Below are 22,190 nucleotides of genomic sequence, written 5' to 3' on the forward strand. Positions count from 1 at the left end.
GGCGCGGGTCGAGACCGGCGCGGAGGCGCGGGTCAGCGGCGCAGCGTGCTGCCGCCGTCGTCGCCGGGCACGGCCTCGAGGGTCGTCCAGCTGGCCCAGCGGTCGTCGACGGTGGCGGTCACGCGACCGTCGCCGCACGACACGAGACCGGTCGTCGGGAGGGGCTGCGGCAGCGTCTCGGTCGGCATCGCCGGTCCGCCGAGATCGCCGTCGACGGGCTCGCAGGCGTCGAGGTCGACACCCTCCGCCGAGGTGAACGACAGCTCGTAACCGGGCTGCTCGGTGTCGAGACGCACGTCGATGTCGCGGGCGTCGGCGGGCACCCAGTCGGGCATGAACCAGGCGACGTCGTCGGAGGTGCGCGAGCTCGGAGCATCGGCGTACGTGTCGTAGTGGCGCTGCTGCACCTGCTCGCTGCCGAGGGCCTCCTCGGCGGCGCTGACCATCGACGAGCAGCCGGTCAGGGCGGCGATGCCGGCGACTCCGAGGGCGGCGAGCGCCCCGGCGCGCAGACGGCGGCGGGTGGTGCAGGCGCGGGTCGGGCGGGTCTCGGAGGTGGCGGTGGGCGTGGTGGGGGCGGCGTGATCTTCCATGCCTACGATCCTCGCGACGTGCGCCGCGCGGCCCTATGACGCCCGCACCCAGACCCGCGCGGGGGTTATCCCCCGATGAATCGTCGAGCCATCGACACGACCTAGCGGGTCTGGATCTTGCAGAGCTCTTGGGCGGTCTTCAGATCGGCGTCGTCTTCGTCGATCGTCGCCTCATCCGTCACCGTGATCGGCTCGTCCAGGCCGGCATCGGCGGCTCGCATCCAGTACGCCCAGCATGTTCCGGTGCCGCCGGCGGGGTGCCCGTGTTTGGACGTGAAGCGAATTCCCAGCGGTTGCGTGCCGTCGAAGAGCGTTGCGGTATTGCGCAACCACCTGGCGATGAGAGTCGTGATGGCTCGGTCATCGGCTGTCACGTGGGCAACCGTGAGACCACCGGTGACGCCGAGCTCGGCGAGTTCGTCTTCGACGTGGTGAGACAGTGCGGCGAGGGTGCTGGTGGACATGATGTCGACCCACCATCCGGCCGGGTAGTCCACGCGGTAGAGCGCGCGGCCGTCACGCCACGCCCGTGGCAGCCACCGGGCACGCATGGTGCCGGCCTGATCCCAATCGGCGACGACCATCGCCCAGTACTCCTCGAGGGGGATCCCCATCGCGTCCGCGTCCTTCTGCAGAGCGCGGCGGGCACCGTTGATCTCCGTTCGATACGGGGCGAGGAGCTCCATGAACGACGTCAGACGGTCATCGGTCGTGTACAGGGTGCGGCCGGGGGTGTCGAAGCGGCTCCACCCCGAGGTGTCGAGGGATCCATCGGCTTCGGCCCCGCGTAGCTGTGGCGAGAGGGCGCCGTAGGAGCTTCGGGCGATGCGGTAGTTTCCCGGACCTGGACTTCCGATGAGCTCGAGCCCGGTGGCTGTGCAGAGGGTCATCACCCAGAGAAGGAGTCGTCGAGCACCGCCTGGACGGCCTTGCCGGCGTCTTTGAATCGGTCTTCACGGATAGCGGTGATCGGGGTGTCGTACTCCAGCCACGGGTTCGCACCGATGAACCATGCACGAGCAACATGCTCACCCTCGGCCTCGGCGAGCCTCGTCCACTGCTCGTACGCGAACTGCAGACGACGCATCGCTTCGTTCTTCGGTGCCGGGCCATCGACTTTCGCCCACCGGTAGGGGAGTTTCGCGTCTTTGCTCCCGGAGAGGGATGCCACGAGAGTCCCGCCGAGCGAGCCGTTCAGGCGCCGAGTGATCTCTCGGACGTCGAGCTTGATCATTCGCGTGTGCGCTGTGGCGACATGCGTCGTGTCCGTCATGGTTACCTTCGATCCGGTGGTCGTCTACGCGCCAGACTACTCTCGACCACCCGCAAACCACTATTTTTACACCGCAGAAGCGTCGTCTTAACCACGCCTGCGCATCGCCGCATCGCGCGTGGAGCACGAGGGGTCATCCCCTGGCTGCCGCGGCGCGGCCGCCGCCGCGCCGAAGAACCGCGTTCGCGAAGATGAACTGCGATACATCGCGGTTCATCTTCGCGAACGCGGTTCATGGCGCGGCGCGGGCGACGGGGCGGGGCGGCGGCGGCTACGGACGGGGGTGCGTCGTCACTCCGACCAGCCGGGGGTCGGTCAGGGCGACAGGGTGCACGTCGCCGGTGAGCAGGAGGCGCGCCTCCGTCTCGCGGGTGTCGCACGACGGTCCTACCCACAGCTCGACGTCGCCGGGCTCGACGACGCGACGGCCGTGCCGGTCGGTGAACGCCAGACGGGAGGTGGGCACATCGAACTCGACCCGCGCCTCCTGACCCGGTTCGAGCGTCACCCGGGCGTAGCCGAGCAGCTGCGCGACCGGCCTCGTGACCGAGCCGATCACGTCGCGGGCGTAGAGCTGCACGAGGTCGGTGCCGGAGCGGTCGCCCGTGTTGGCGACGCGCACGGAGGCGGTGAACGAGCCTCCGGCGGCCACTTCCGCGGCCGAGGCCGACGAACCGGCCGAACCTGACGAGCCCGGCGAGCCCGGCGAGCCGGCCGAGGCCGACGAACCGGCCGAACCCGACGAACCCGCCGAACCCGCCGAGCCCGACGAGCCGGCCGACGAGCCACCCGCCGACCCGACCACCAGGTCGGTCCGCTCGAACGTCGTGTACGACAGCCCGTGGCCGAACGGCAGCACCGGCGTGCTGTCGGCGCTCGTCACCTCGGAGGGGCCGCCGAGCACGGGGTGCAGGTACGAGAACGGCTGCGCTCCGGCCGAACGGGGCAACGACACGGGCAGGTGACCCGAGGGCTCGACGCTCCCGGTGAGGACGCCCGCGACGGCGGCGCCGCCCTCCTCCCCCGGGAAGAACGCCTGCACGACGGCCGCCGGCGCCCCCGCGCCACCGACCGCCCACCCGATCGCATAGGGCCGCCCCGACAGCACGACCATCACAACGGGCGTGCCGGTGGCGACGACCGCCTCCACCAGGTCACGCTGCACCCCTGGCAGCTCGAGGCTCTCGACGTCGTTGCCCTCGCCGACGGTGCCGCGACCGAACAGACCGGCACGGTCGCCGACCACCACGATCGCGACCTCGGCGTCGCGGGCGGCGGCCACGGCCTCGTCGATGCGCGACCGGTCGTCGCCCTCGACGTCGCAGCCCGCCACGACCGTGACGTCGGCGCCCGGCAGCTCGAGCCGCAGCGCGTCGGCGACGGTCGGCAGCTCGATGCCGAGCGGCACACCGGGGTGGTGCGCCAGCACGTGGTTGACGAACGAGTAGCAGCCCATCAGGGCCTCGGCGCTGTCGCCGTTCGGGCCGAGCACCGCGATCGAGGCCGGGCCCGCACCCGCACCCGCAGCCGCACCGCCAGCCGCACTAGCGTCAGCCCCAGCACCCGCACCCGCACCCCCACCGACCAGCGGCAGCACCCCGTCGTTCGTCAGCACGACGACCGACTCGTCGGCCAGTCGCCGTGCGACGGCGCGGTGCTCGCTCGAGTCGAGGTCGAACGCGGCGGGCGGCGGCGTCTCGAAGGTCTCGTCGAGGAGGCCGAGCTCCTCCTTCTGCGCGAGCACGCGCAGCACGGCCTGATCGACCAGTGCCTCGTCGACCAGCCCGGCGCGCACCCGCTCGGCCAGCGGCGCGAGGTACGCGTCGCCGGTCGGCAGCTCGACGTCGATGCCGGCCTCGAGGGCCAGCGCGGCGGCCTCGCCCCGGTCGGCCGCCACCGCGTGCATCACCTGGAGGAACGCCACCGAGAAGTAGTCCGACACGACGACCCCGTCGAACCCCCACCGGCGGCGCAGCAGATCGGTCAGGTACGACGGGGTCCCGGCGACGGGCACCCCGTCGATCTCGGCGTACGAGTTCATCACCGAGCGGACCCCGCCGTCGAGCACGGCCATCTCGAACGGCGGCAGCAGGACGTCCTCGACGAACCGCGGCCCGATCTGCGCCGGCGCGTGGTTGCGCCCCGCAGCCGACGCCGAGTACCCGACGAAGTGCTTCAGCGTCGCATGCACCCCCGCGTTCTGCAGCCCCCTCACGTAGGCGGTGCCGATGGTGCCCACCACGTACGGATCTTCGGCGATGCACTCGTCGACCCGCCCCCAGCGCGGGTCGCGGATCACGTCGAGCACGGGTGCGAGCCCCTGGTGCACGCCGAGCTCGCGCATCGACCCGCCGATCAGCTCGGCCATCCGCTCCACCAGCTCGGGGTCGAACGACGCGCCCCAGGCCAGCGGCGTCGGGAAGGTCGCGGCCTGCCAGGCGGCGAGCCCGGTCAGGCACTCCTCGTGCACGAGGGCCGGGATCCCGAGACGGGTCTCGTCGCGCAGGCGACGCTGTTCGCGCCACAACCAGGAGGCGCGCTCGGCGGGGTCGACCGGCCTGGTCCCGTAGACCCGCGTCAGGTGCCCGAGTCCGTGTCGGGTGGCCTCCTCGTAGTCGCCCGACGTGGCCATCTCGCCCTGCATCGGCGCCACGTTCTCGGCCCCCTGGTCGACCCACCAGCCGACCAGCTGCGCGAGCTTCTCGTCGAGGGTCATGTCGGCGAGCAGAGCGGAGACCCGGCCGGAGGCACGGGGTTCGCCCCGCAGGAGGGTCGCCTCGGCCGTGTCGGTCGCGGGAGACTGCGGTCGCTGGGCGGTGTCGGTCATGTCGGCTCGCGCCTCCTGGTCTGAGGGGTTCTGCACCGTCTCGGTGACGGTGTCGGCGGCGGTCATCCCTTGACCGCCCCGGTGAGTCCGCCGACGATGCGGCGCTCGAAGAGGCTGAAGAAGATCAGCGCGGGCAGCATCGACAGCGCCGTGAAGGCGAGCACCCGGGCGGTGTCGACCGAGTACTGCGACGAGAACGCCTGCACGCCGAGCGGCAGGGTGAACGTCGACGGGTCGTTGAGGATGAACAGCGGCAGCAGATACGAGTTCCACGCGCCGATGAACGCCAGGATGCCCACGGTGATCACGCCGGGCAGCGACAGGCGCACCACCATGCGGAAGAAGAAGCCGAGGCGGCTGCAGCCGTCGATGAACGCGGCCTCCTCGATCTCGTCGGGGATCGCCCGGAGGAACGGCACGAGGATGATGATCGTCGTCGGCAGGGCGAACGCGATCTGCGGCAGGATGACGCCGGCCAGCGAGTTCGTCAGCCCCAGGTCGCGGATGACGAGGTACAGCGGCGTGATGGCGACGGTCATCGGGAACATCAGCCCGGCGGCGAACATCGCGTAGAGCACGCCGCGACCGGCGAAGCGGTAGCGGGCCAGCACGTAGCTCGCGGCGAGACCGAGCGCGACGGTGCCGATGGTGGTCGCCCCGGCCGAGATCAGCGAGTTGCCGACCTGCCGCCAGAAGGTTCCCTCGGTCAGCACGTCGAGGTAGTTGCCGATCTGCCACGGGCTCGGGAACCCCGACGGGTCGGTCGTGATCTGCGCATTCGTGCGGAAGCCCCCGAGCACGATGAACGCGACGGGCGCGAGCATCGCCACGATGACGACCAGGGCGACCACGTACGCGACGCCGCGTCCGGGATCGGCGATCCCGCGCCTCCTGCGCTTCGGCGGTCGGTCGTCGGTGGAGGCGGACCCGCGGCCCCGAGGAGGCGCGGCGAGGGTCGAGGCGGTCATCGTTCTTCTCCTGCGGTGGTGGCGGAGGTCGTCACGGCGCCGGCCGTGTCGCGACGCAGCACGTAGCGCTGGTAGACGAGGGCGACGACGAGCGAGATGAGGAACAGCACGACCGCGACGGCGTTGCCGTAGCCGTAGCTGCCCGAGGTGCGGCCGTTCGCGACCATGTAGGTGGCCATCGTCGAGGTGCCGGCGGTGGCCGCGATGTACTGACCCCAGATGATGTAGACGAGGTCGAACAGCTGCAGCGAGCCTATGATCGACAGGAACGCCCAGATGCGCAGCGTCGGGCCGAGCAGCGGCAGCGTGATGCGGCGCTGGATCTGCCACCAGCTGGCGCCGTCGATGGCCGCGGCCTCGCTGAGCTCCTCGGGGACGCCCTGCAGACCGGCGAGGAACAGGATGACGGCGAAGCCGACGTACTTCCAGGTGATGATGACGAGCAGGGTCCAGATGGCGATGCTCGGGTCGGCGAGCCAGTCCTGCGCGAGCGAGCCGAGGCCGATCTTCGTCAGCATGTCGTTGACGGCGCCGCTGCCCTGGAGCATGAGGCTCCAGCCGGTGCCGACGACGACCTCGCTGATGACGTAGGGCACGAAGATCAGCACGCGGATCAGCGACTGACCGCGGAGCTTCCGGTTCAGCAGCAGCGCCAGACCGATCGCGACCGGGCCCTGCAGCACGAGCGAGAGCACCACGATGGTCGCGTTGTGGCGGAGGGCGTCGAGGAACGCGACGTCCTGGAAGATCGTCAGGTAGTTGCGGAACCCGACGAAGTCGGTCGGCGCCCCGAAGCCCGACCAGCTGAAGAAGCCGTAGTAGGCGGCCATGACGATCGGGAACACCACGAACGCCAGGAACACCACGAGGGCGGGCCCGACGAGCAGGGCGATCTCGAGACCCCGGGCGCCACGCCCCTTCCGGGACACGGCCCGGGAGGCCGCCGGGGGCGATGCGAGCGCATCGCCCCCGGCGGTGGCGTGAGCCCGCGAGGGTGCGGCGGGCCGCACGGAGGGTTCGCGGAGACTCACGATGCGACCCCTACGCCTTCTTGGCGGCGGCGTCGACGGCCTCGACGAACTGCTCGGGCGTGCCGTCGCCCGAGAGCAGGTCGACCACGGCGACGTTCATCGCGTTGCCGACGTTCAGGCCGTAGACGGTGTCGAGCCACTGCGACACGAACGGGGCGTCGTTGTAGGCGGTCAGGACGTCCTGCAGGTAGGGCTCGGTGACCGACTCCTGAGCGACCGTGTTGACCGGAGGCGCGTTGAAGGCCTTGTAGTAGGCCGTCTGGACGTCGGGGGTCGCGAGGTAGTTCAGGAAGTCGACGCACGAGTCGGGAGCATCGGTCGAGCACGAGTACCCGTCGACGCCGCCCATGATGGCGCCGGTCTCGCCGTCGCCGCCCTCGATCTCGGGGAACGGGAACCAGCCCAGGTCGGGCAGCGGCTTCTCGTCGGGGGTCAGCGAGGCGATGACGCCGGGGTTCCAGGCGCCCATCAGCTCCATGCCGGCCTGCTTGTTGGCGATGAGGCCGGCCGAGCTGCCGGCGCCCTGCTGGGCGGCGGTGGTGAGGAAGCCCTCGTTGAACGGCTCGGTGTCACGGAAGTCGGCGAGGTCCTGGGCGGCGTCGACCCAGCACTGGTCGCTGAAGTCGCGGTCGGTCGCGGCCTGCTCGAGCACGTCGCTGCTGCAGGCGCGCAGGGCGAAGAAGAAGTACCAGTGCGCGGCGGGCCAGGCGTCCTTGCCGCCGAGCGCGACGGGCTGCACGTCGGCGTCCTTCAGCTTCGAGACCGCGTCGTCGAGCTCGTCGATCGTGGTCGGCGCCGCGTCGATGCCGGCCTCGGAGAAGAGGTCCTGGCTGTACCAGAAGCCACCGGGCAGCACGGCGACGGGCATCGAGTAGACCTTGCCGTCGACCGAGCCGGCGCCGAAGGTGCCCTCGCTGATGTCGGCTCGGGCGTCGTCCGAGATGCCGTCGCTGATGTCCTTCACCTGGCCGGCCTCGACCATCGCCGAGAGCTTGCCGCCGCCGCGCTGGAGGAACACGTCGGGCGCGTCGCCCGAGTTGAGGGCGGTCTGCAGCTTGCTGTCGAAGTCCTCGTTCTGCACGGTCTGGACGTCGATCGTCACGTCGGGGTTGGCCTCCTCGAAGTCGGCCGCGGCCTTCACCCAGAAGTCCTGCCCGGGGCCGGTGGTCGAGTTCTGCCAGAGGGTGAGCGAGCCGTCGTCGTCTCCCCCGCCTCCTCCGGTGCTGCAGCCGGTCAGCAGTCCCGCTCCGATCAGCAGGGCCGCAGACCCGGCCAGGAGCCGTCGAGATGTGGTCATGGTTCCACCTTTTCCTCTTCGTTGAGCGGCCGTGGTCGGCCGAGCGCGCCGTGCTCCGATGCGCGGCGTCGCCTCAGTGTCGAAAACGGCTGCGCAGGTGTCAAACGTTTTCGAAAACCATTTCGACGTGACTAGGCTGCGGGTCGTGATGACGAGTCGGGTGACCATCCACGACGTGGCGAAGGCCGCCGGCGTCTCGACGGCGACCGTGTCGAAGGCCGTCAACGGGCGGTACGGGGTCTCGCCCCAGGCGATCGAGCGCGTCATGGCCGCGGTCGACGAGCTCGGCTACGAGTCGAGCCTCGTCGCGAGCAGCATGCGCGCCCGGCGCACCGGGGTGATCGGCGTGCTCGTCGCCGACTTCGAGCCGTTCAGCTCGGAGGTGCTGAAGGGCGTCGGCGCGGCCGTCCGCTCGCGCGGCTCGGAGTACGACCTGCTCGCCTACAGCGGCGCCCACCACGGCGAGAACAGCGGGTGGGAGCGCCGGTCGCTCAGCCGGTTGAGCGGCACCCTCATCGACGGGGCCATCCTCGTGACGCCGTCGGTGCTGACGACGACCGTGAGCATCCCGGTCGTGGCCGTCGACCCGCACACCGGTCGCACCGACCTGCCCTCCGTCGAGGCCGACAGCCGCGGCGGGGCCCTGCTCGCCGTCGAGCACCTGCTGGCGCTCGGGCACCGCCGCATCGGGTTCCTGTCGGGGCGACCCGACCTGCGCTCGGCGTCGCTGCGCGAGGCCGGCTACGTGCAGGCGCTGCGGGCGGCGGGCATCACGCGCGACCCCTGCCTGACCCGGCACGGCGACTTCGAGCTGACGACGGCGCGGCAGGCCGCCCGCTCGCTGCTGACCCAGGCCGACCGGCCGACCGCCGTGTTCGCGACGAACGACCTGTCGGCGATCGCGCTGCTGCGCACGGCGCTCGAGCTCGGGCTGCGCGTGCCGGACGACCTCAGCATCGTCGGCTTCGACGACATCCCCGAGGCGTCGCGCGAGTCGCCGCCGCTGACCACCGTGCAGCAGCCGATGCAGCGGCTCGGGAGCGCGGCGGCGGGCATGCTCTTCACGATGCTCGACGGGGGCGCGCCGACGACGCCCGAGGTGCAGCTGCCGACGCGCCTGGTCGTGCGCGGCACGACCGCCCCGCCGGCCGCGCGCGGCGCCTGACCCCGCACCGGCCGCGCGCCGCACCTGCCGCCGGCGAACCATGAACCGCGTTCGCGAAGATGAACCGCGATAGAACGCAGTTCATCTTCGCGAACGCGGTTCATCGGCAGGAGGCACCGGCAGGAGGCGCGGTGCCGGGCTCGCGGGCCGCACCGGCTACGATCCACGAAGGGCACCCGGGTGCTCGGACGACGTCGTCCTCTCCTTCGAGCGACGCGTGAGGCGTGACGAGGCGAGGTGCGGGCCGTGGCGGCGACGAGAGACGATGTGGCGCGGCTCGCCGGGGTGTCGGCCAGCACCGTCTCGTACGCGATCAGCGGTCGCCGCACGATCTCGGCCAGCACGCGCCAGCGGGTCGAGCAGGCCATGGCCGATCTCAGCTACACGCCCAACGCGTTCGCCCGCGGGCTCGCCGGGTCGCGCGGCGGGATCCTCGCGCTGCACTACCCGTACAGCCGTCGGGGCGTGACGTCGTCGGAGTTCGAGTACGTCGCCGCGGCCACCGACCGGGCGCGCGAACGCGGCTACCACCTCCTCCTCTGGTCGCATCCGATCAACGACGTCGACGGGCTCGGCAGCCTCGTCAGCGAGGGGCTCGTCGACGGGGTCATCCTGATGGAGCTGACGGCGAGCGACGCTCGGGTCGCGGTGCTGACCGACTCGGGCGTGCCGTTCAGCAACATCGGCCGACCCGACGACGCCGACGGGCTGTGGTTCGTCGACGCCGACTACGAGTCGCTCGGGCGGATGGCCGTCGACCATCTGGCCGATCTCGGGCACGAGCGGGTGTTCTTCCTCAGTCAGATCATCGCGTCGCCCGAGCGGGGCTCGGGTCCGCTCGACCGCGCGACCAGCGCCCTGCAGCGACCCGCCGCCGAGCGCGGGCTGCGACTCGAGACGCATCTCGCCGAGAACTCGGTGCCCGGTGGCCGCGCGGCGTTCGAGGTGTTCGACGGGCTGCCGAGTCGACCGACCGCCGTGCTCGCGTTCAACGAGACGGCCCTCGCCGGCTTCGTGCAGTCGGCCGCCGCGGCCGGGCGGTCGATCCCCCGCGACATCAGCGTCGTCGCGCTCAGCATCGGCGACCTCGCGGCGGAGATGACGTCGCCCCCGCTGACGACGGTCAGCCCGCCCGGCATCCGGATCGCGGCGGCCGCCGTCGACGATCTCGTCGACCGCATCGAGGGGCGCCGGCTCGATGCGCCACACGTGTTGATCGCGCCCCGATTGACGGTGCGAGGCAGCTCCGCACCCGTTACGAGCCCGTGACCTGAGCGACCCTCGATGCGGTTGCGCGCCTCCTGAGGCTGTGTGAAGATCGTCGTCGACGCGCGTCGACGACGACGTGTCGCGGAGACCGGCTGACAGCACGACCGGTCGCCTGTCTTGCACTCAATGAGGAGAAACCAATGCGAGCATCCCTGCACCGTCGGATCACAGGCCCTCTGGCCATCCTGGCGGCATCCAGCTTCCTGATGGTCGGCTGCTCCGGCACCGCCGACCCCAACGACCCGAACGCGGGCGGCAGCGGCGGCGGCGCCGAGGTCGGCACGGCCGACGGCGTCGTGAACATCTACGGCACCATCAACGGCGACGAGGCGACCCTGCTCGAAGAGAGCTGGGCCGACTGGGAGACCGAGAACGACATCGACATCAAGTACACGGGCGACAAGGAGTTCGAGAAGCAGATCGGCATCAAGGTCCAGGGCGGCGACACCCCCGACCTCGCGATCTTCCCGCAGCCCGGTCTGCTCGCCGACACCGTGTCGTCCGGCAAGGTGCAGGAGCTCCCCGAAGAGGCTCTCGCCAACGTGAAGGACGGCTGGTCCGAAGACTGGCAGAAGTACGGCCAGGTCGACGGCACCCAATACGGCGCCCCCCTGATGGCCAGCGTCAAGGGCTACGTCTGGTACTCGCCCGCCAAGTTCGAGGAGTGGGGCGTCGAGGTCCCCAAGACCTACGACGAGCTCGTCGAGGTCTCGAAGACCATCCAGGAGAAGAGCGGCGAAGCACCCTGGTGCGCCGGCTTCAACTCGGGTGAGGCGTCCGGCTGGCCGGGCACCGACTGGATCGAGGACCTCGTGCTGCGCGAGGCCGGCCCCGACGCCTACGACTCGTGGGTCTCGGGCGACACCGAGTTCACCGACCCCGACATCAAGGCCGCGTTCGACTCGGTCGGCACCATCCTGCAGGACCCCTCGATGGTCAACGCCGGCTACGGCGACGTCAAGTCGATCAACTCGACCGCCTTCGGCGACGTCGCGACCAACGTCGCGAACGGCAGCTGCGCACTGACCCACCAGGCCTCGTTCTTCGAGGGCTTCCTGACCGCGGCGAACAACGCCGACGGCCAGCCCGCCACGGTCGCCGAAGACGGCGACGTGTGGGCGTTCCTCACCCCGCCGATGGAGGAGGGCGACCCCGCCGCCGTCACCGGTGGCGGCGAGTTCGTCGCCGCGTTCTCGAACGACGACGACACCGCCAAGGTGCAGGCGTACCTCGCCAGCGCCGACTGGGCCAACAGCCGCGTCTCGCTCGGTGGAGTCATCTCGGCCAACCAGGGCCTCGACCCCGAGAACGCCGGCAGCGACCTGCTGAAGAGCGCCGTCGAGATCCTGCAGGGCACCGACACCACCTTCCGCTTCGACGGCTCCGACCTGATGCCCAAGTCGGTCGGCTCGGACTCGTTCTGGAAGGGCATGGTCGACTGGATCGACGGCTCGGACACCGAGACGGTCCTCGAAGAGATCCAGGCCGGCTACACCTCCTAGTCGCCCGACAGTCAGGGGTCGCCGCTCGTCGGCGGCCCCTGACCCGTACCCTCACCCGTACCCGAAAGGACAGCGATGTCCAGTTTCTTCCAGTGGCTGGCGGGGATCCCGCCGCTCGCTCAGATCCCCCTGATCCTGCTCGCCTTCACGGCCCTGGTCGGCATCGTGCTGGTCTTCGTCGAATTCGCGCCCCGTCGCGGCCGCCTGTACACGATCCTCCGCCTCGCCGTCTGCGTGCTCGTGCCCGTCGGGGTGCTCTTCGCCTTCGGCCTCTACAACTCGGTCATGTGGGTCGCCGTCATCGCCGCCGTCCTCGGCGGCGGGCTGTTCCTGCTCGACTACCGCTCGAAGCGCGGCGCCGGCTACTCGCTGCAGCTCATCGGGTTCATGGCCCCCGCGGTCTTCTTCCTGATCATCGGTCTGATCTACCCGACCATCACGACCGCCGGTCAGGCGTTCATGAAGAACGACGGGTCGGGCTTCGCCGGCATCGACAACTTCATCTGGGTCTTCACCAGCCCCGACGGCCTGACCGCCTTCGGCAACACGCTGATCTGGGTGCTGCTGGCCCCGATCACCGCGACCGCCATCGGTCTCGCCTACGCCGTCTTCATCGACAAGAGCCGCGGCGAGAAGTTCCTCAAGCTGCTGGTCTTCATGCCGATGGCGATCTCGTTCGTCGGTGCGTCGATCATCTTCAAGTTCTTCTACGACATCCGTCAGGGCGAGCAGATCGGTCTGCTGAACGGCATCCTCGTCGCGTTCGGCGGGCAGCCGGTCGACTGGCTCGGGTTCGAGCCGTGGAACACCCTGCTGCTCGTGATCGTGCTCATCTGGACCCAGGCCGGCTTCGCCATGACGGTGCTCTCGGCCGCGATCAAGGGCGTGCCCGCCGAGCAGCTCGAGGCCGCGTCGCTCGACGGGACGAACGGGTTCCAGGCCTTCCGCCACATCACGGTGCCGGGCATCCGGACGACGATCATCGTCGTGCTCACGACGATCTCGATCGCGTCGCTGAAGGTCTACGACATCGTCTCGGCCATGACCGGCGGTCGCAACGATACGACCATCCTCGCGTTCGAGATGGTGCGACAGTTCCAGCTCGGCAGCCGCACCGGCTACAGCTCGGCACTCGCCGTGATCCTGTTCATCCTCGTGCTGCCGATCGTCATCTACAACGCCCGTCAGATCCAGAAGCAGAGGGAGATCCGATGACCGCCACCCCCACCCCGGTCGGTGTCGCCGTCACCCCGGGCACCGAGAGTCAGCTGAAGCGCGGCGTCGCGAAGATCGAGAGCTCGAGCGGCAAGCTGAAGAAGGGCACGACCAGCCGGGGCGCCACCATCGCCGCGCTGATCATCGCCGTGATCTGGACCCTCCCCACCGCCGGTCTGTTCATCTCGTCGTTCCGCCCCGCGAACGACATCAAGACCACCGGCTGGTGGACGGTCTTCGCGAACCCCGGCTTCACGCTCGACAACTACGTCAACGCGCTGAACTCGGGCGACAGCCTCACCCTCGGCAAGGCGTTCCTCAACTCGCTGGTCATCACGCTGCCCGCGGCGCTGATCCCGATCACGATCGCGAGCCTCGCGGCCTACGCCTTCGCCTGGATCGACTTCAAGGGTCGCAACACGATGTTCGTGCTGGTCTTCGCCCTGCAGATCGTGCCGATCCAGATGGCGCTCGTGCCGCTGCTGCGTCTGTTCTCGGACGGTCTGCGGATCGGCGGGCTGTACATCCTGCCGGGGCTCGGGGTGAACGGGCTCGACGGCTCGTTCGCCAAGGTGTGGATCGCGCACACGATCTTCGCCCTGCCGCTGGCGATCTTCATGCTGCACAACTTCATCAGCGAGATCCCGGCCGAGGTCATCGAGGCCGCGCGCATGGACGGTGCGGGGCACGGGCAGGTGTTCTTCCGCATCGTGCTGCCGCTGTCGATGCCGGCCATCGCCTCCTTCGGCATCTTCCAGTTCCTGTGGGTGTGGAACGACCTGCTCGTGGCGACGGTGTTCACGTCGGGGCAGGGGTTGCCGATCACGAAGGCCCTGCAAGACCTGTCCGGGTCGTACGGCCAGTCGTGGGAGCTGCTGACCGCCGGCGCGTTCATCTCGATCATCGTGCCGCTGATCGTGTTCTTCGCGCTGCAGCGCTTCTTCGTGCGCGGGCTGCTGGCCGGGGCGACGAAGGGCTGACCGCCTGCGGGAGCCGAGGAGGCGCGGGTCGACCGACCCGCGCCTCCTGCGTTCCCGGGGCGCGCACCATGAACCGCGTTCGCGAAGATGAACTGCGTTGTATCGCGGTTCATCTTCGCGAACGCGGTTCTTCGCGCGGGCGGACGCGAGGGCGGGGCGGAGGCGGGGCGGGGCGGGTGCGGGGCGCGGCGGAGGCGGGGCCGGGCAGGGCGGGCGCGGGAGCCTAGGAGGCGCGGGGCGCGGGGGCGGGCGCACTCGAGCCCGCGACGTGCAGCACGCACGGCAGCAGCACCTGCGTCAGCTCGCCAGCAGCAATACCAGCACCAGCACCAGCACCAGCAGCAGCCCCAGAACCCGCACCCGTAGCAGCAGCAGCAGCACCGGCACCGGCACCGGCACCGGCGTCGAGCCGCGCGACGAGCGCCTCGACCGCCAAGCGCGCCATCTCGGCTCCCGGCGCGTCGAGCGTCGTCATCGTGGGCTCGGTCGCGGCTCCGGCCGCCCGTGACGACGCCAGCAGCACCACCGAGACGTCGCGCGGCACCTCGCGCCCGGTCGCCGCGAGGCCGCTCTGCAGCCCGCCGGTCGCGTCGTCCTTGAGCATCAGCACCCCGGTGACGTCCGGCAGCGCCTCGACGAGATCGTGGGCGGCCTGCCGCCCGCCGACCGCCGACTGCCCGCTCGTGACGACGGCCGAGCGGAGTCCGCGGCGGGCCGTCGATGCTCGGAACGCGTCCTCCGTGCGGGCGGTGGGTCCGTACCCGACGATCGGGGTCCCCGCGAAGTCCTCGACCACGAGGCCGATGCTGCGGTGCCCCAGCGACTGGAGATGATCGAGGGCCTGTTCCACCGCCTCCTCGAAGTCCATGTCGACGTAGGGCACCCGGTCGTTCTGCGACGTGCGCCCCATCGACACGAACGGCAGATCGAGCTCGAGCAGCGCCTCCACGCGCGAGTCGTGCAGCTGCACCTCCATCACGAGCACCCCGTCGAACAGCCGCCCCGACACGAGCTCGCGCACGTCGTCGTCCGTCTGCCCGGTGGGCCAGAGCACGAGGTGGTAGCCGAGCTCGGAGGCGCGCGTGGCGGCGCTCATGAACATGTGGAGGGCGATGCCGCCGAGACGCTGCTCGAGCGCCGGGAACAGCAGGGCGATGATGCGCGTCCGCTTACTGGCCAGGGCCCGCGCGACGACGTTGTTCGTGTAGCCGAGCTCTCCCATGGCGTCGGTCACCCGCCGGTGCACCCCCGCCGACACGCTGCGCGACCCGTTCACCACGAACGACACCGTGGCGATCGACACCCCCGCCCGTGCGGCCACCTCTCGCATGGTCGCCACGACTCTCCTTCGCTCGACACCAGGCTAGTGCGGCGGACCCGCAGCGCAGACATCGGACGGATCCGTGTTAACCGCTTTACATGTAAAGCGGTTAACTGCTAGCTTCCCTGCAACGGAGCAGCGACGTCGCACTCCGCCTCTCGGGTCGACCCCCGCGTGGCCGACGTCGCCGGCCGCCCACCAGTCACCGAGAGAGAGCTGAGCAATGAAGCCCGCATCGATCCGCACCAGAACCCTCACCGCGACGGCCCTCGTCGCCGTCGTCCCCCTCGTCCTCGCCGGGTGCACCGGCGGCGGAGGCGGAGGCGCGTCCTCCGGAGGCTCGGTCGACAAGATCACCGTCGTCGACTACTACGGCGAGAACGACGAGAAGGTCATCACGACGTTCCTCGACCAGTGCGGCACCGAGAACGGCGTCGAGATCGAGCGCACCATGGTGCCCGGCGGGTCGCTCATCCAGCGGGTGCTGCAGCAGGCGTCGTCGCGCACCCTGCCCGACGTGCTGATGCTCGACAACCCCGACCTCGCGCAGATCGCCGAGACGGGCGCGCTCACCCCGCTGTCGCAGTTCGGGCTCGACGCCGACGGCTACGCCGAGGGCGTCGTGCAGTCGGGCACCTACGACGGCGAGCTCTACGGCCTCGCGCCGACCGTCAACACGATCGCGCTGTTCTACAACAAGCAGGCCCTGGCCGACGCCGGGGTCGAGCCGCCGACCACGTGGGACGAGCTCGAGACCGCCGCCGCGACCCTCACCTCGGGCGACCGGTACGGCATGGCCGTCGACGCCAACGCGACCTACGAGGGCACCTGGCAGTTCCTGCCCTTCATGTGGTCGAACGGCGGCGACGAGAAGGACATCGCGACGCCCGAGACCGCCGAGGCGCTGCAGCTCTGGACGGACCTCGTCGCCGACGGCTCCATGTCGAAGAGCGTCGTCAACTGGACCCAGGCCGACGTGAACGACCAGTTCATGGCCGGCAAGACGGCGATGATGGTGAATGGCCCGTGGCAGCTGCCCGCCCTGAACGCCCAGACCGCCGTCGAGTACGGCGTGACGACGATCCCGGTCAAAGACGCCTCCGACACCGCGGTCGCCCCGCTCGGCGGCGAGGTGTGGACGGTGCCGCAGACCGGCGACGAGGCCCGTCAGGCCGTCGCCGCGAAGGTCGTCGAGTGCATGAACTCCGACGAGAACCAGCTCGCCATGGCCGAGCAGCGCAACACGATCCCCTCGAAGACGAGCGTCGCGGACACCTACGCCGAGCAGCAGCCCGAGCAGGAGGCGTTCGTCACCCTGGTCGCGGGCGCCCGGTCGCGCACGGCGGAGCTCGGTGCCGACTGGCCCGCCGCCGCCACGGCCATCTACACCGCCGTGCAGGCCGCGCTGACCGGCCAGGCCTCACCCGCCGAGGCACTCGACGACGCGCAGCCGAGCGAGTGACATGACCACCGCCTCCTCGATCGGCACCCGCCCGGTCGCCGGCGACGAGACCCCGGTCTCGCGTCGGCGGCCCGGCCGCGGCGATCCCGGCCCCTCGGGCCGCCGCACGACCCGCCGCAGCACGGCCCGCCGCTGGGAGCGCGTCTCGCAGCTGCTGTTCGTGCTGCCGGCCGCGCTGTTCATCGTCCTGTTCTTCGGCTACCCCGTGGTCAAGAACCTGATCATGAGCTTCCAGGCGTACACGACCACCACGTTCTACACGGGCGAGGCGCCCTGGGTCGGCTTCGCCAACTACGCCCAGGTGCTCGGCTCGCAGCTCTTCGGCACGGCCCTGCTCAACACGGCGCTCTTCACGATCGGCTCGATCGTCGGGCAGTTCGTCATCGGGCTGCTGTTCGCCCTGTTCTTCCGCCGGGCCTTCCCGCTGAACGGCGTGCTGCGGTCGCTCCTGCTGCTGCCCTGGCTGCTGCCGCTGATCGTCTCGAGCGCGATCTGGAAGTGGATCCTCGACCAGGACTCGGGCGTGCTGAACCAGTTCCTCGGGACGTTCGGCATCCCGGCCGTGCCGTGGCTGACCAGCCCGAGCGTGGCCCTGCTGACCGTGGTGCTCGTCAACATCTGGATCGGCATCCCGTTCAACACGACCATCCTCTACGGCGGTCTGCAGGACATCCCCACCGAGCTCTACGAGGCGGCATCGCTCGACGGCGCCACCGGCTTCAAGGGCTTCCGTCACGTCACCTGGCCGCTGCTGCGACCGGTGGTCAGCGTGGTGCTCGTGCTCGGGGTCGTCTACACGATCAAGGTGCTCGACATCATCCTCGGGCTGACGAACGGCGGGCCGGCGAACGCGACGCAGACCATCGCGACGCAGTCGTACAGCCTGTCGTTCCAGCAGTTCGACTTCGGGTCGGGGGCGGCGCTCAGCAACGTGCTGATCGTCATCTCGGCCGTGTTCGCCGTCGTGTACCTGCGACTCAACCGGAAGGCCGTCGATGAGTGAGACAGCCCTGCGAGTCCCGAGCACCGGGGCCGTCGATCGTCGCGGCGCCGCACGCCGCCGACCGCTCTCGCGCCCCGAGGGGCCGAAGAAGTACCTGCTCAGCGCGATCGGCGTGCTGCTGCTCGCCGGGATGCTGTTCCCCGTCTACTGGATGGTCAACATCTCGCTGCAACCCGCCGGGTCGGCCATCGAGGCCTCCTGGTTCCCGTTCGAGGCGCAGTTCGGCGGGTACGCCCAGGCGCTGGCCGACCAGGGCGGCAACCTGGTCACGAGCCTCGTGATCGCACTCGGCAGCGTCGTGCTCAGCCTCGCGATCGCGACCCCCGCCTCCTACGCTCTGGCGCAGTTCAAGGTCAGAGGGGTCAACGCGGTGCTGTTCGCGATCCTGATCTCGCAGATGATCCCGGGCATCGTCGTCGCGAACGCGCTCTACGCCGCGTACAACGACGTCGGGCTGCTGAACACGATCCCGGGGCTGATCCTGGCCGACTCGACGGCGGGGGTGCCGTTCGCGATCCTGATCATGCGGGCGTTCATGCTGAACATCCCGCCGTCGGTCATCGAGGCGGCGAAGGTCGACGGGGCCGGCGACTTCAGGGCGTTCCGCAGCATCGTGCTGCCGATCAGCCGCAACGCGATGATCACCGCGGGTCTCTTCACGTTCCTGTTCACCTGGAGCGACTTCCTGATGGCGCTGACCCTGACGACGACCACCGACATCCGGCCGATCACGCTCGGCATCTACCAGTACATCGGCACCTACACGGCCGACTGGTCGACCGTGATGGCCGCCGCCGTGCTCGCGTCGCTGCCCGCCATCGTGCTGCTGCTCGCCGCGCAGAAGTTCATCGCCGCCGGTGCCACCGGCGGGGCCGTCAAGTGACGACGGCGCACATCCGAGAGAGAGGCAACACCATGACCACGAACACCACCGCACCCCTGCGGGTCACCGTCTGGGGCGAGAACGTCCACGAGAAGGTCGAGCAGCACGTCGCCGACCGCTACCCCGACGGGATGCACGGGGCGATCGCCGCCGGCGTCGGCGAGAACCTGCCCGAGGCCGTCGTCCGCATCGCGACGATGGACCAGCCCGAGCACGGCCTCACCGAGGAGCTGCTGGCCGACACCGACGTGCTCACCTGGTGGGGTCACGCGGCGCACGGCGACGTCGACGACGAGATCGTCGAGCGGGTGCACCGCCACGTGCTCGCCGGCATGGGGCTGATCGTGCTGCACTCCGGCCACTGGTCGAAGATCTTCACGAAGCTGATGGGCACGACCTGCACGCTCCGCTGGCGCAGCGAGCACGACCAGGAGCTCGTCTGGACGGTCAACCCGCAGCACCCGATCACCCGCGGCGTGCCGAACCCGATCGTGATCCCCGAACAGGAGATGTACGGCGAGTACTTCGACGTGCCGACGCCCGACGAGCTGATCTTCATCTCGGGCTTCACCGGCGGCGAGGTGTTCCGCAGCGGCATGACCTACCGCCGCGGCTTCGGCAAGATCTTCTTCTTCTCGCCCGGCGACCAGGACTTCCCGGTGTACTTCCACCCCGACGTCCGCCGCGTCATCTCGAACGCCGCCGAGTGGGCCCGCCCCGAGCGCGAACGGGCCACGCCGACGCTGCTCCGCTACGACCTCGGCGAGTACTTCGACGGCAAGGACTACTCGGGCCCGATCGAGGAGCCGGCCGACGCATGAGCGCCCCGATCCCCGTGGACGAGACCACCGCCTCCGGCGGCTTCCGCCGCGTCGACCGCCGAGGAGGCGCGCTGCGGGTCGTGCAGGTCGGCGCCGGCGAGATGGGGCGGGCCTGGCTCCGCACCGTCGCCGACTCCCCCGACGTCGAGCTGGTCGGCATCGTCGACCTCGATCTCGACGCCGCCCGCGCCGGGGCGCAGCACGCCGGTCTGCCCGATCTGCCGGTCGACCGCGACCTCGCCGCCCTCGTGGCCCGGGTCTCGCCCGACGCCGTGCTCGACGTGACCGTGCCGGTGGCGCACCACCCGGTGACGATGCAGGCGCTCCGCCTGGGCCTGCCGGTGCTCGGCGAGAAGCCGGCCGCGCAGAGCGTCGCCGAGGCGCTGTCGCTGACGGCCGCCGCCGAGGTGACGGGCGAGCTGTTCATGGTGTCGCAGTCGCGCCGCTACAACGACCAGCTGGTGGCGCTGAAGGCGCACGCCGAGCTGCTCGGCGACGTGGGCATGGTGTCGACGTCGTTCGCGAAGGCGCCGCACTTCGGCGGGTTCCGCGAGCAGATGGACGACGTGCTGCTGCTCGACATGGCGATCCACGCGTTCGACTCGGCGCGCTACCTGATCGGTCGCGACCCGGTGTCGGTGTGGTGCGACTCGTGGAACCCCTCGTGGTCGTGGTACCGGGGAGACGCGGCGGCGAGCGCCGTGATCGGCTTCGAGGGCGGTGTCCGCTACAGCTACGACGGCTCGTGGTGCAGCCCCGGCGTCGAGACCTCGTGGAACGGCGCCTGGCGCGTCTCGGGCTCGGGCGGCACGGCGCTCTGGTCGGGCGACGACGAGCCGGTCAGCGAGATCGACGGCGCCCCCGGGGCCCCCGAGGCGCGACCGACCGTGGGTGTCGAGATCGCGGGCTCGCTCGCGGCGTTCGCCCGGGCCCTCCGCACCGGCGAGCGCCCCGACGGCGAGGTGCACGGCAACGTGATGAGCCTCGTGATGGTCGAGGCGGCGATCCGGTCGACGCGCACGGGCGAGCGCGTGCTGGTCGACGACGTGCTCGAGCAGGCGCACCGCGAGGCGGTCTCGGTCGAGCGCGACCCCGAGGTGAAGGCGCGTCTCGAGTCGTGGGCGTCGGTGCGCGCGGCCCTGCAGGGCGGGGCGGGCGGGGTCGACGCGACCCGCGCCTCCTCGGCTCCGGAGCGGGAACGGCAGGAGGCGCGGTGACCGGGCAGGGCGCCCTCCGCTTCGCCCTCGTGGGTCACGGGTTCATGGGTGCGGCGCATTCGCAGGCCCTCCGTGTCGCGCCCGCGTTCTTCGACCTGCCGCTGGCGCCCGTGATGGCGACCCTGGTCGGTCGCGACGTCGCGGCCACCCGCGCGGCGGCCGAGCGGTGGGGGTGGGAGTCGACGGCGTCCGACTGGCGCGACGCGGTCGACGACCCCGACATCGACGTGATCGACATCTGCTCGCCCGGCTCGACGCACGTCGACATCGCGGTGGCCGCGCTCGAAGCGGGCAAGCACGTGCTCTGCGAGAAGCCGCTGGCCAACACGGTCGCCGAGGCCGAGCGCATGGCGTCGGCCGCGGCCGCCGCCGCCGAGCGCGGCGTGTTCGCGATGGTCGGCTTCTCGTACCGGCGGGTGCCGGCCGTGACCCTGGCGCGCGACATCGTGGCGGCGGGGCGCATCGGCGAGGTGCGTCAGGTGCGGGCGCAGTACCTGCAGGACTGGCTGATCGACGAGACCGACCCGATGACCTGGCGACTCGACAAGGCGGTCGCGGGCTCGGGCGCCCTCGGCGACATCGGGGCCCACGCGGTCGACGCGGCGCAGTTCGTGACCGGTCGGCGTCTCACCGACGTGTCGGGCACGCTGCACACCTTCGTGACCGAGCGGCCGCTGGTCGACGAGACCGTCGTCACCTCGGGTCTCGGCGGGGTCGCGGGGTCGGAGCGCGGCCGGGTGACGGTCGACGACGCAGCCTGGTTCACGGCCCGACTCGAAGGAGGCGCGATCGCCTCGATCGAGGCCTCCCGGTTCGCGACGGGTCGCAAGAACGCCTTCCGACTCGAGGTCTCGGGCTCGCGGGGCGCCGTGGCGTTCGACCTCGAGCGTCCGAACGAGCTCGAGGTGCTCGAGGTCGACGGGCCCGAGTCCGGGTTCCGCCGCGTGCTCGTGACCGAGCCGCAGCACCCGTACGTGGACGCGTGGTGGCCGGCCGGGCACGGGCTCGGGTGGGAGCACGCGTTCACGCACCAGCTGCGCGATCTCGCGGTGGCGCTGGCCGCCGGCGCGCAGCCGGCCCCGTCGTTCGCCGACGGCCTGCAGGTGCAGCGCGTGCTGGCCGCGGTCGAGGCGTCGGACGCCGCGGACTCCGTCTGGCTGCCTGTCTGACCCGACCCGCGCCTCCTGCGTTCTCGGGGCGGGTGCGCCATGAACCGCGTTCGCGAAGATGAACCGCGTTGTATCGCAGTTCATCTTCGCGAACGCGGTTCTTCGCGTGGGGGGCAGGGCAGGAGGCGCGGGGCGCGGAGCGGGGGGCGCGGAGCGAGGGGCGGGGCAGGAGGGGCGGGGCAGGAGCCTGCCCC

General features: G+C 70.7%; 19 protein-coding genes. 11 read left to right on the top strand and 8 right to left on the bottom strand.

Annotation, left to right across the window (positions count from 1 at the left end; all coding sequences use genetic code 11):
* Positions 1-32 precede the first annotated feature (32 nt).
* The 7 genes from SOM11_RS06880 to SOM11_RS06910 form a co-directional block, all read right to left on the bottom strand.
* The gene (locus SOM11_RS06880) at positions 33-593 is read right to left on the bottom strand and encodes a hypothetical protein (protein ID WP_320477595.1); all 561 of its coding nucleotides are present in this window, start codon (positions 591-593) and stop codon (positions 33-35) included.
* A gap of 101 nt (positions 594-694) precedes the next feature.
* Positions 695-1,483 (bottom strand): hypothetical protein, encoded by a 789-nt coding sequence (locus SOM11_RS06885; RefSeq protein WP_320477596.1) that lies wholly within the window; start codon positions 1,481-1,483, stop codon positions 695-697.
* Positions 1,483-1,866 carry a hypothetical protein gene (locus tag SOM11_RS06890; protein ID WP_320477597.1) on the bottom strand — a complete coding sequence of 128 codons (384 nt, stop codon included), beginning with the start codon at positions 1,864-1,866 and terminating at the stop codon, positions 1,483-1,485. Before SOM11_RS06890 ends, SOM11_RS06885 begins: the two co-directional genes overlap by 1 nt.
* A 271-nt stretch (positions 1,867-2,137) precedes the next feature.
* On the bottom strand, positions 2,138-4,582 hold the full coding sequence (locus SOM11_RS06895) for a beta-glucosidase family protein (RefSeq protein WP_320477713.1): 2,445 nt from the start codon (positions 4,580-4,582) through the stop codon (positions 2,138-2,140).
* A gap of 173 nt (positions 4,583-4,755) precedes the next feature.
* A complete protein-coding gene (locus SOM11_RS06900) occupies positions 4,756-5,661 on the bottom strand; it encodes a carbohydrate ABC transporter permease (protein WP_192061259.1) in 906 nt (301 codons plus the stop codon).
* Positions 5,658-6,692, bottom strand: coding sequence for a carbohydrate ABC transporter permease (locus SOM11_RS06905; protein ID WP_192061258.1), 1,035 nt, complete (start codon positions 6,690-6,692; stop codon positions 5,658-5,660). Before SOM11_RS06905 ends, SOM11_RS06900 begins: the two co-directional genes overlap by 4 nt.
* Before the next feature lie 10 nt (positions 6,693-6,702).
* Entirely contained in the window at positions 6,703-7,989 is a 1,287-nt protein-coding gene (locus SOM11_RS06910; RefSeq protein WP_243215254.1) for an ABC transporter substrate-binding protein, read from the bottom strand.
* A 148-nt stretch (positions 7,990-8,137) separates the two neighbouring features.
* Between SOM11_RS06910 and SOM11_RS06915 the strand changes: the two genes are divergently transcribed.
* The 5 genes from SOM11_RS06915 to SOM11_RS06935 all read left to right on the top strand — a co-directional run bounded on the left by SOM11_RS06915 (position 8,138) and on the right by SOM11_RS06935 (position 14,120).
* Positions 8,138-9,154, top strand: coding sequence for a LacI family DNA-binding transcriptional regulator (locus SOM11_RS06915; protein WP_192061295.1), 1,017 nt, complete (start codon positions 8,138-8,140; stop codon positions 9,152-9,154).
* A gap of 246 nt (positions 9,155-9,400) precedes the next feature.
* Positions 9,401-10,423 carry a LacI family DNA-binding transcriptional regulator gene (locus tag SOM11_RS06920; RefSeq protein ID WP_243216458.1) on the top strand — a complete coding sequence of 341 codons (1,023 nt, stop codon included), beginning with the start codon at positions 9,401-9,403 and terminating at the stop codon, positions 10,421-10,423.
* A 140-nt stretch (positions 10,424-10,563) separates the two neighbouring features.
* Complete coding sequence (locus SOM11_RS06925; RefSeq protein WP_192061255.1) at positions 10,564-11,925, top strand: ABC transporter substrate-binding protein; 1,362 nt, start codon at positions 10,564-10,566, stop codon at positions 11,923-11,925.
* Between the two features lie 75 nt (positions 11,926-12,000).
* A complete protein-coding gene (locus SOM11_RS06930; protein ID WP_192061254.1) occupies positions 12,001-13,140 on the top strand; it encodes a carbohydrate ABC transporter permease in 1,140 nt (379 codons plus the stop codon).
* Positions 13,137-14,120, top strand: coding sequence for a carbohydrate ABC transporter permease (locus SOM11_RS06935; RefSeq protein ID WP_192061253.1), 984 nt, complete (start codon positions 13,137-13,139; stop codon positions 14,118-14,120). The genes SOM11_RS06930 and SOM11_RS06935 overlap by 4 nt, the downstream gene beginning before the upstream one ends.
* A 223-nt stretch (positions 14,121-14,343) precedes the next feature.
* On the opposite strand, the gene SOM11_RS06940 is transcribed toward SOM11_RS06935, so the two are convergent.
* A complete protein-coding gene (locus tag SOM11_RS06940; protein ID WP_320477714.1) occupies positions 14,344-15,450 on the bottom strand; it encodes a LacI family DNA-binding transcriptional regulator in 1,107 nt (368 codons plus the stop codon).
* A 214-nt stretch (positions 15,451-15,664) separates the two neighbouring features.
* On the opposite strand from SOM11_RS06940, the gene SOM11_RS06945 reads away from it, so the two are divergent.
* From SOM11_RS06945 to SOM11_RS06970, 6 genes are all read left to right on the top strand, one after another.
* Positions 15,665-16,903: a sugar ABC transporter substrate-binding protein gene (locus tag SOM11_RS06945; RefSeq protein ID WP_192061252.1), complete on the top strand. Its 1,239-nt coding sequence runs from the start codon at positions 15,665-15,667 to the stop codon at positions 16,901-16,903.
* Between the two features lies 1 nt (position 16,904).
* Complete coding sequence (locus tag SOM11_RS06950; protein ID WP_320477598.1) at positions 16,905-17,906, top strand: sugar ABC transporter permease; 1,002 nt, start codon at positions 16,905-16,907, stop codon at positions 17,904-17,906.
* A 130-nt stretch (positions 17,907-18,036) separates the two neighbouring features.
* Positions 18,037-18,789, top strand: coding sequence for a carbohydrate ABC transporter permease (locus tag SOM11_RS06955; RefSeq protein ID WP_371740777.1), 753 nt, complete (start codon positions 18,037-18,039; stop codon positions 18,787-18,789).
* 32 nt (positions 18,790-18,821) lie between these two features.
* Positions 18,822-19,610, top strand: coding sequence for a ThuA domain-containing protein (locus tag SOM11_RS06960; RefSeq protein WP_320477599.1), 789 nt, complete (start codon positions 18,822-18,824; stop codon positions 19,608-19,610).
* A complete protein-coding gene (locus SOM11_RS06965; RefSeq protein WP_320477600.1) occupies positions 19,607-20,827 on the top strand; it encodes a Gfo/Idh/MocA family oxidoreductase in 1,221 nt (406 codons plus the stop codon). Before SOM11_RS06960 ends, SOM11_RS06965 begins: the two co-directional genes overlap by 4 nt.
* Positions 20,824-21,996 (top strand): Gfo/Idh/MocA family oxidoreductase, encoded by a 1,173-nt coding sequence (locus tag SOM11_RS06970; RefSeq protein WP_320477601.1) that lies wholly within the window; start codon positions 20,824-20,826, stop codon positions 21,994-21,996. The genes SOM11_RS06965 and SOM11_RS06970 overlap by 4 nt, the downstream gene beginning before the upstream one ends.
* Positions 21,997-22,190 lie beyond the last annotated feature (194 nt).

It is taken from the genome of Frigoribacterium sp. CFBP9029, assembly GCF_034045305.1.
Classification (GTDB): domain Bacteria; phylum Actinomycetota; class Actinomycetes; order Actinomycetales; family Microbacteriaceae; genus Frigoribacterium.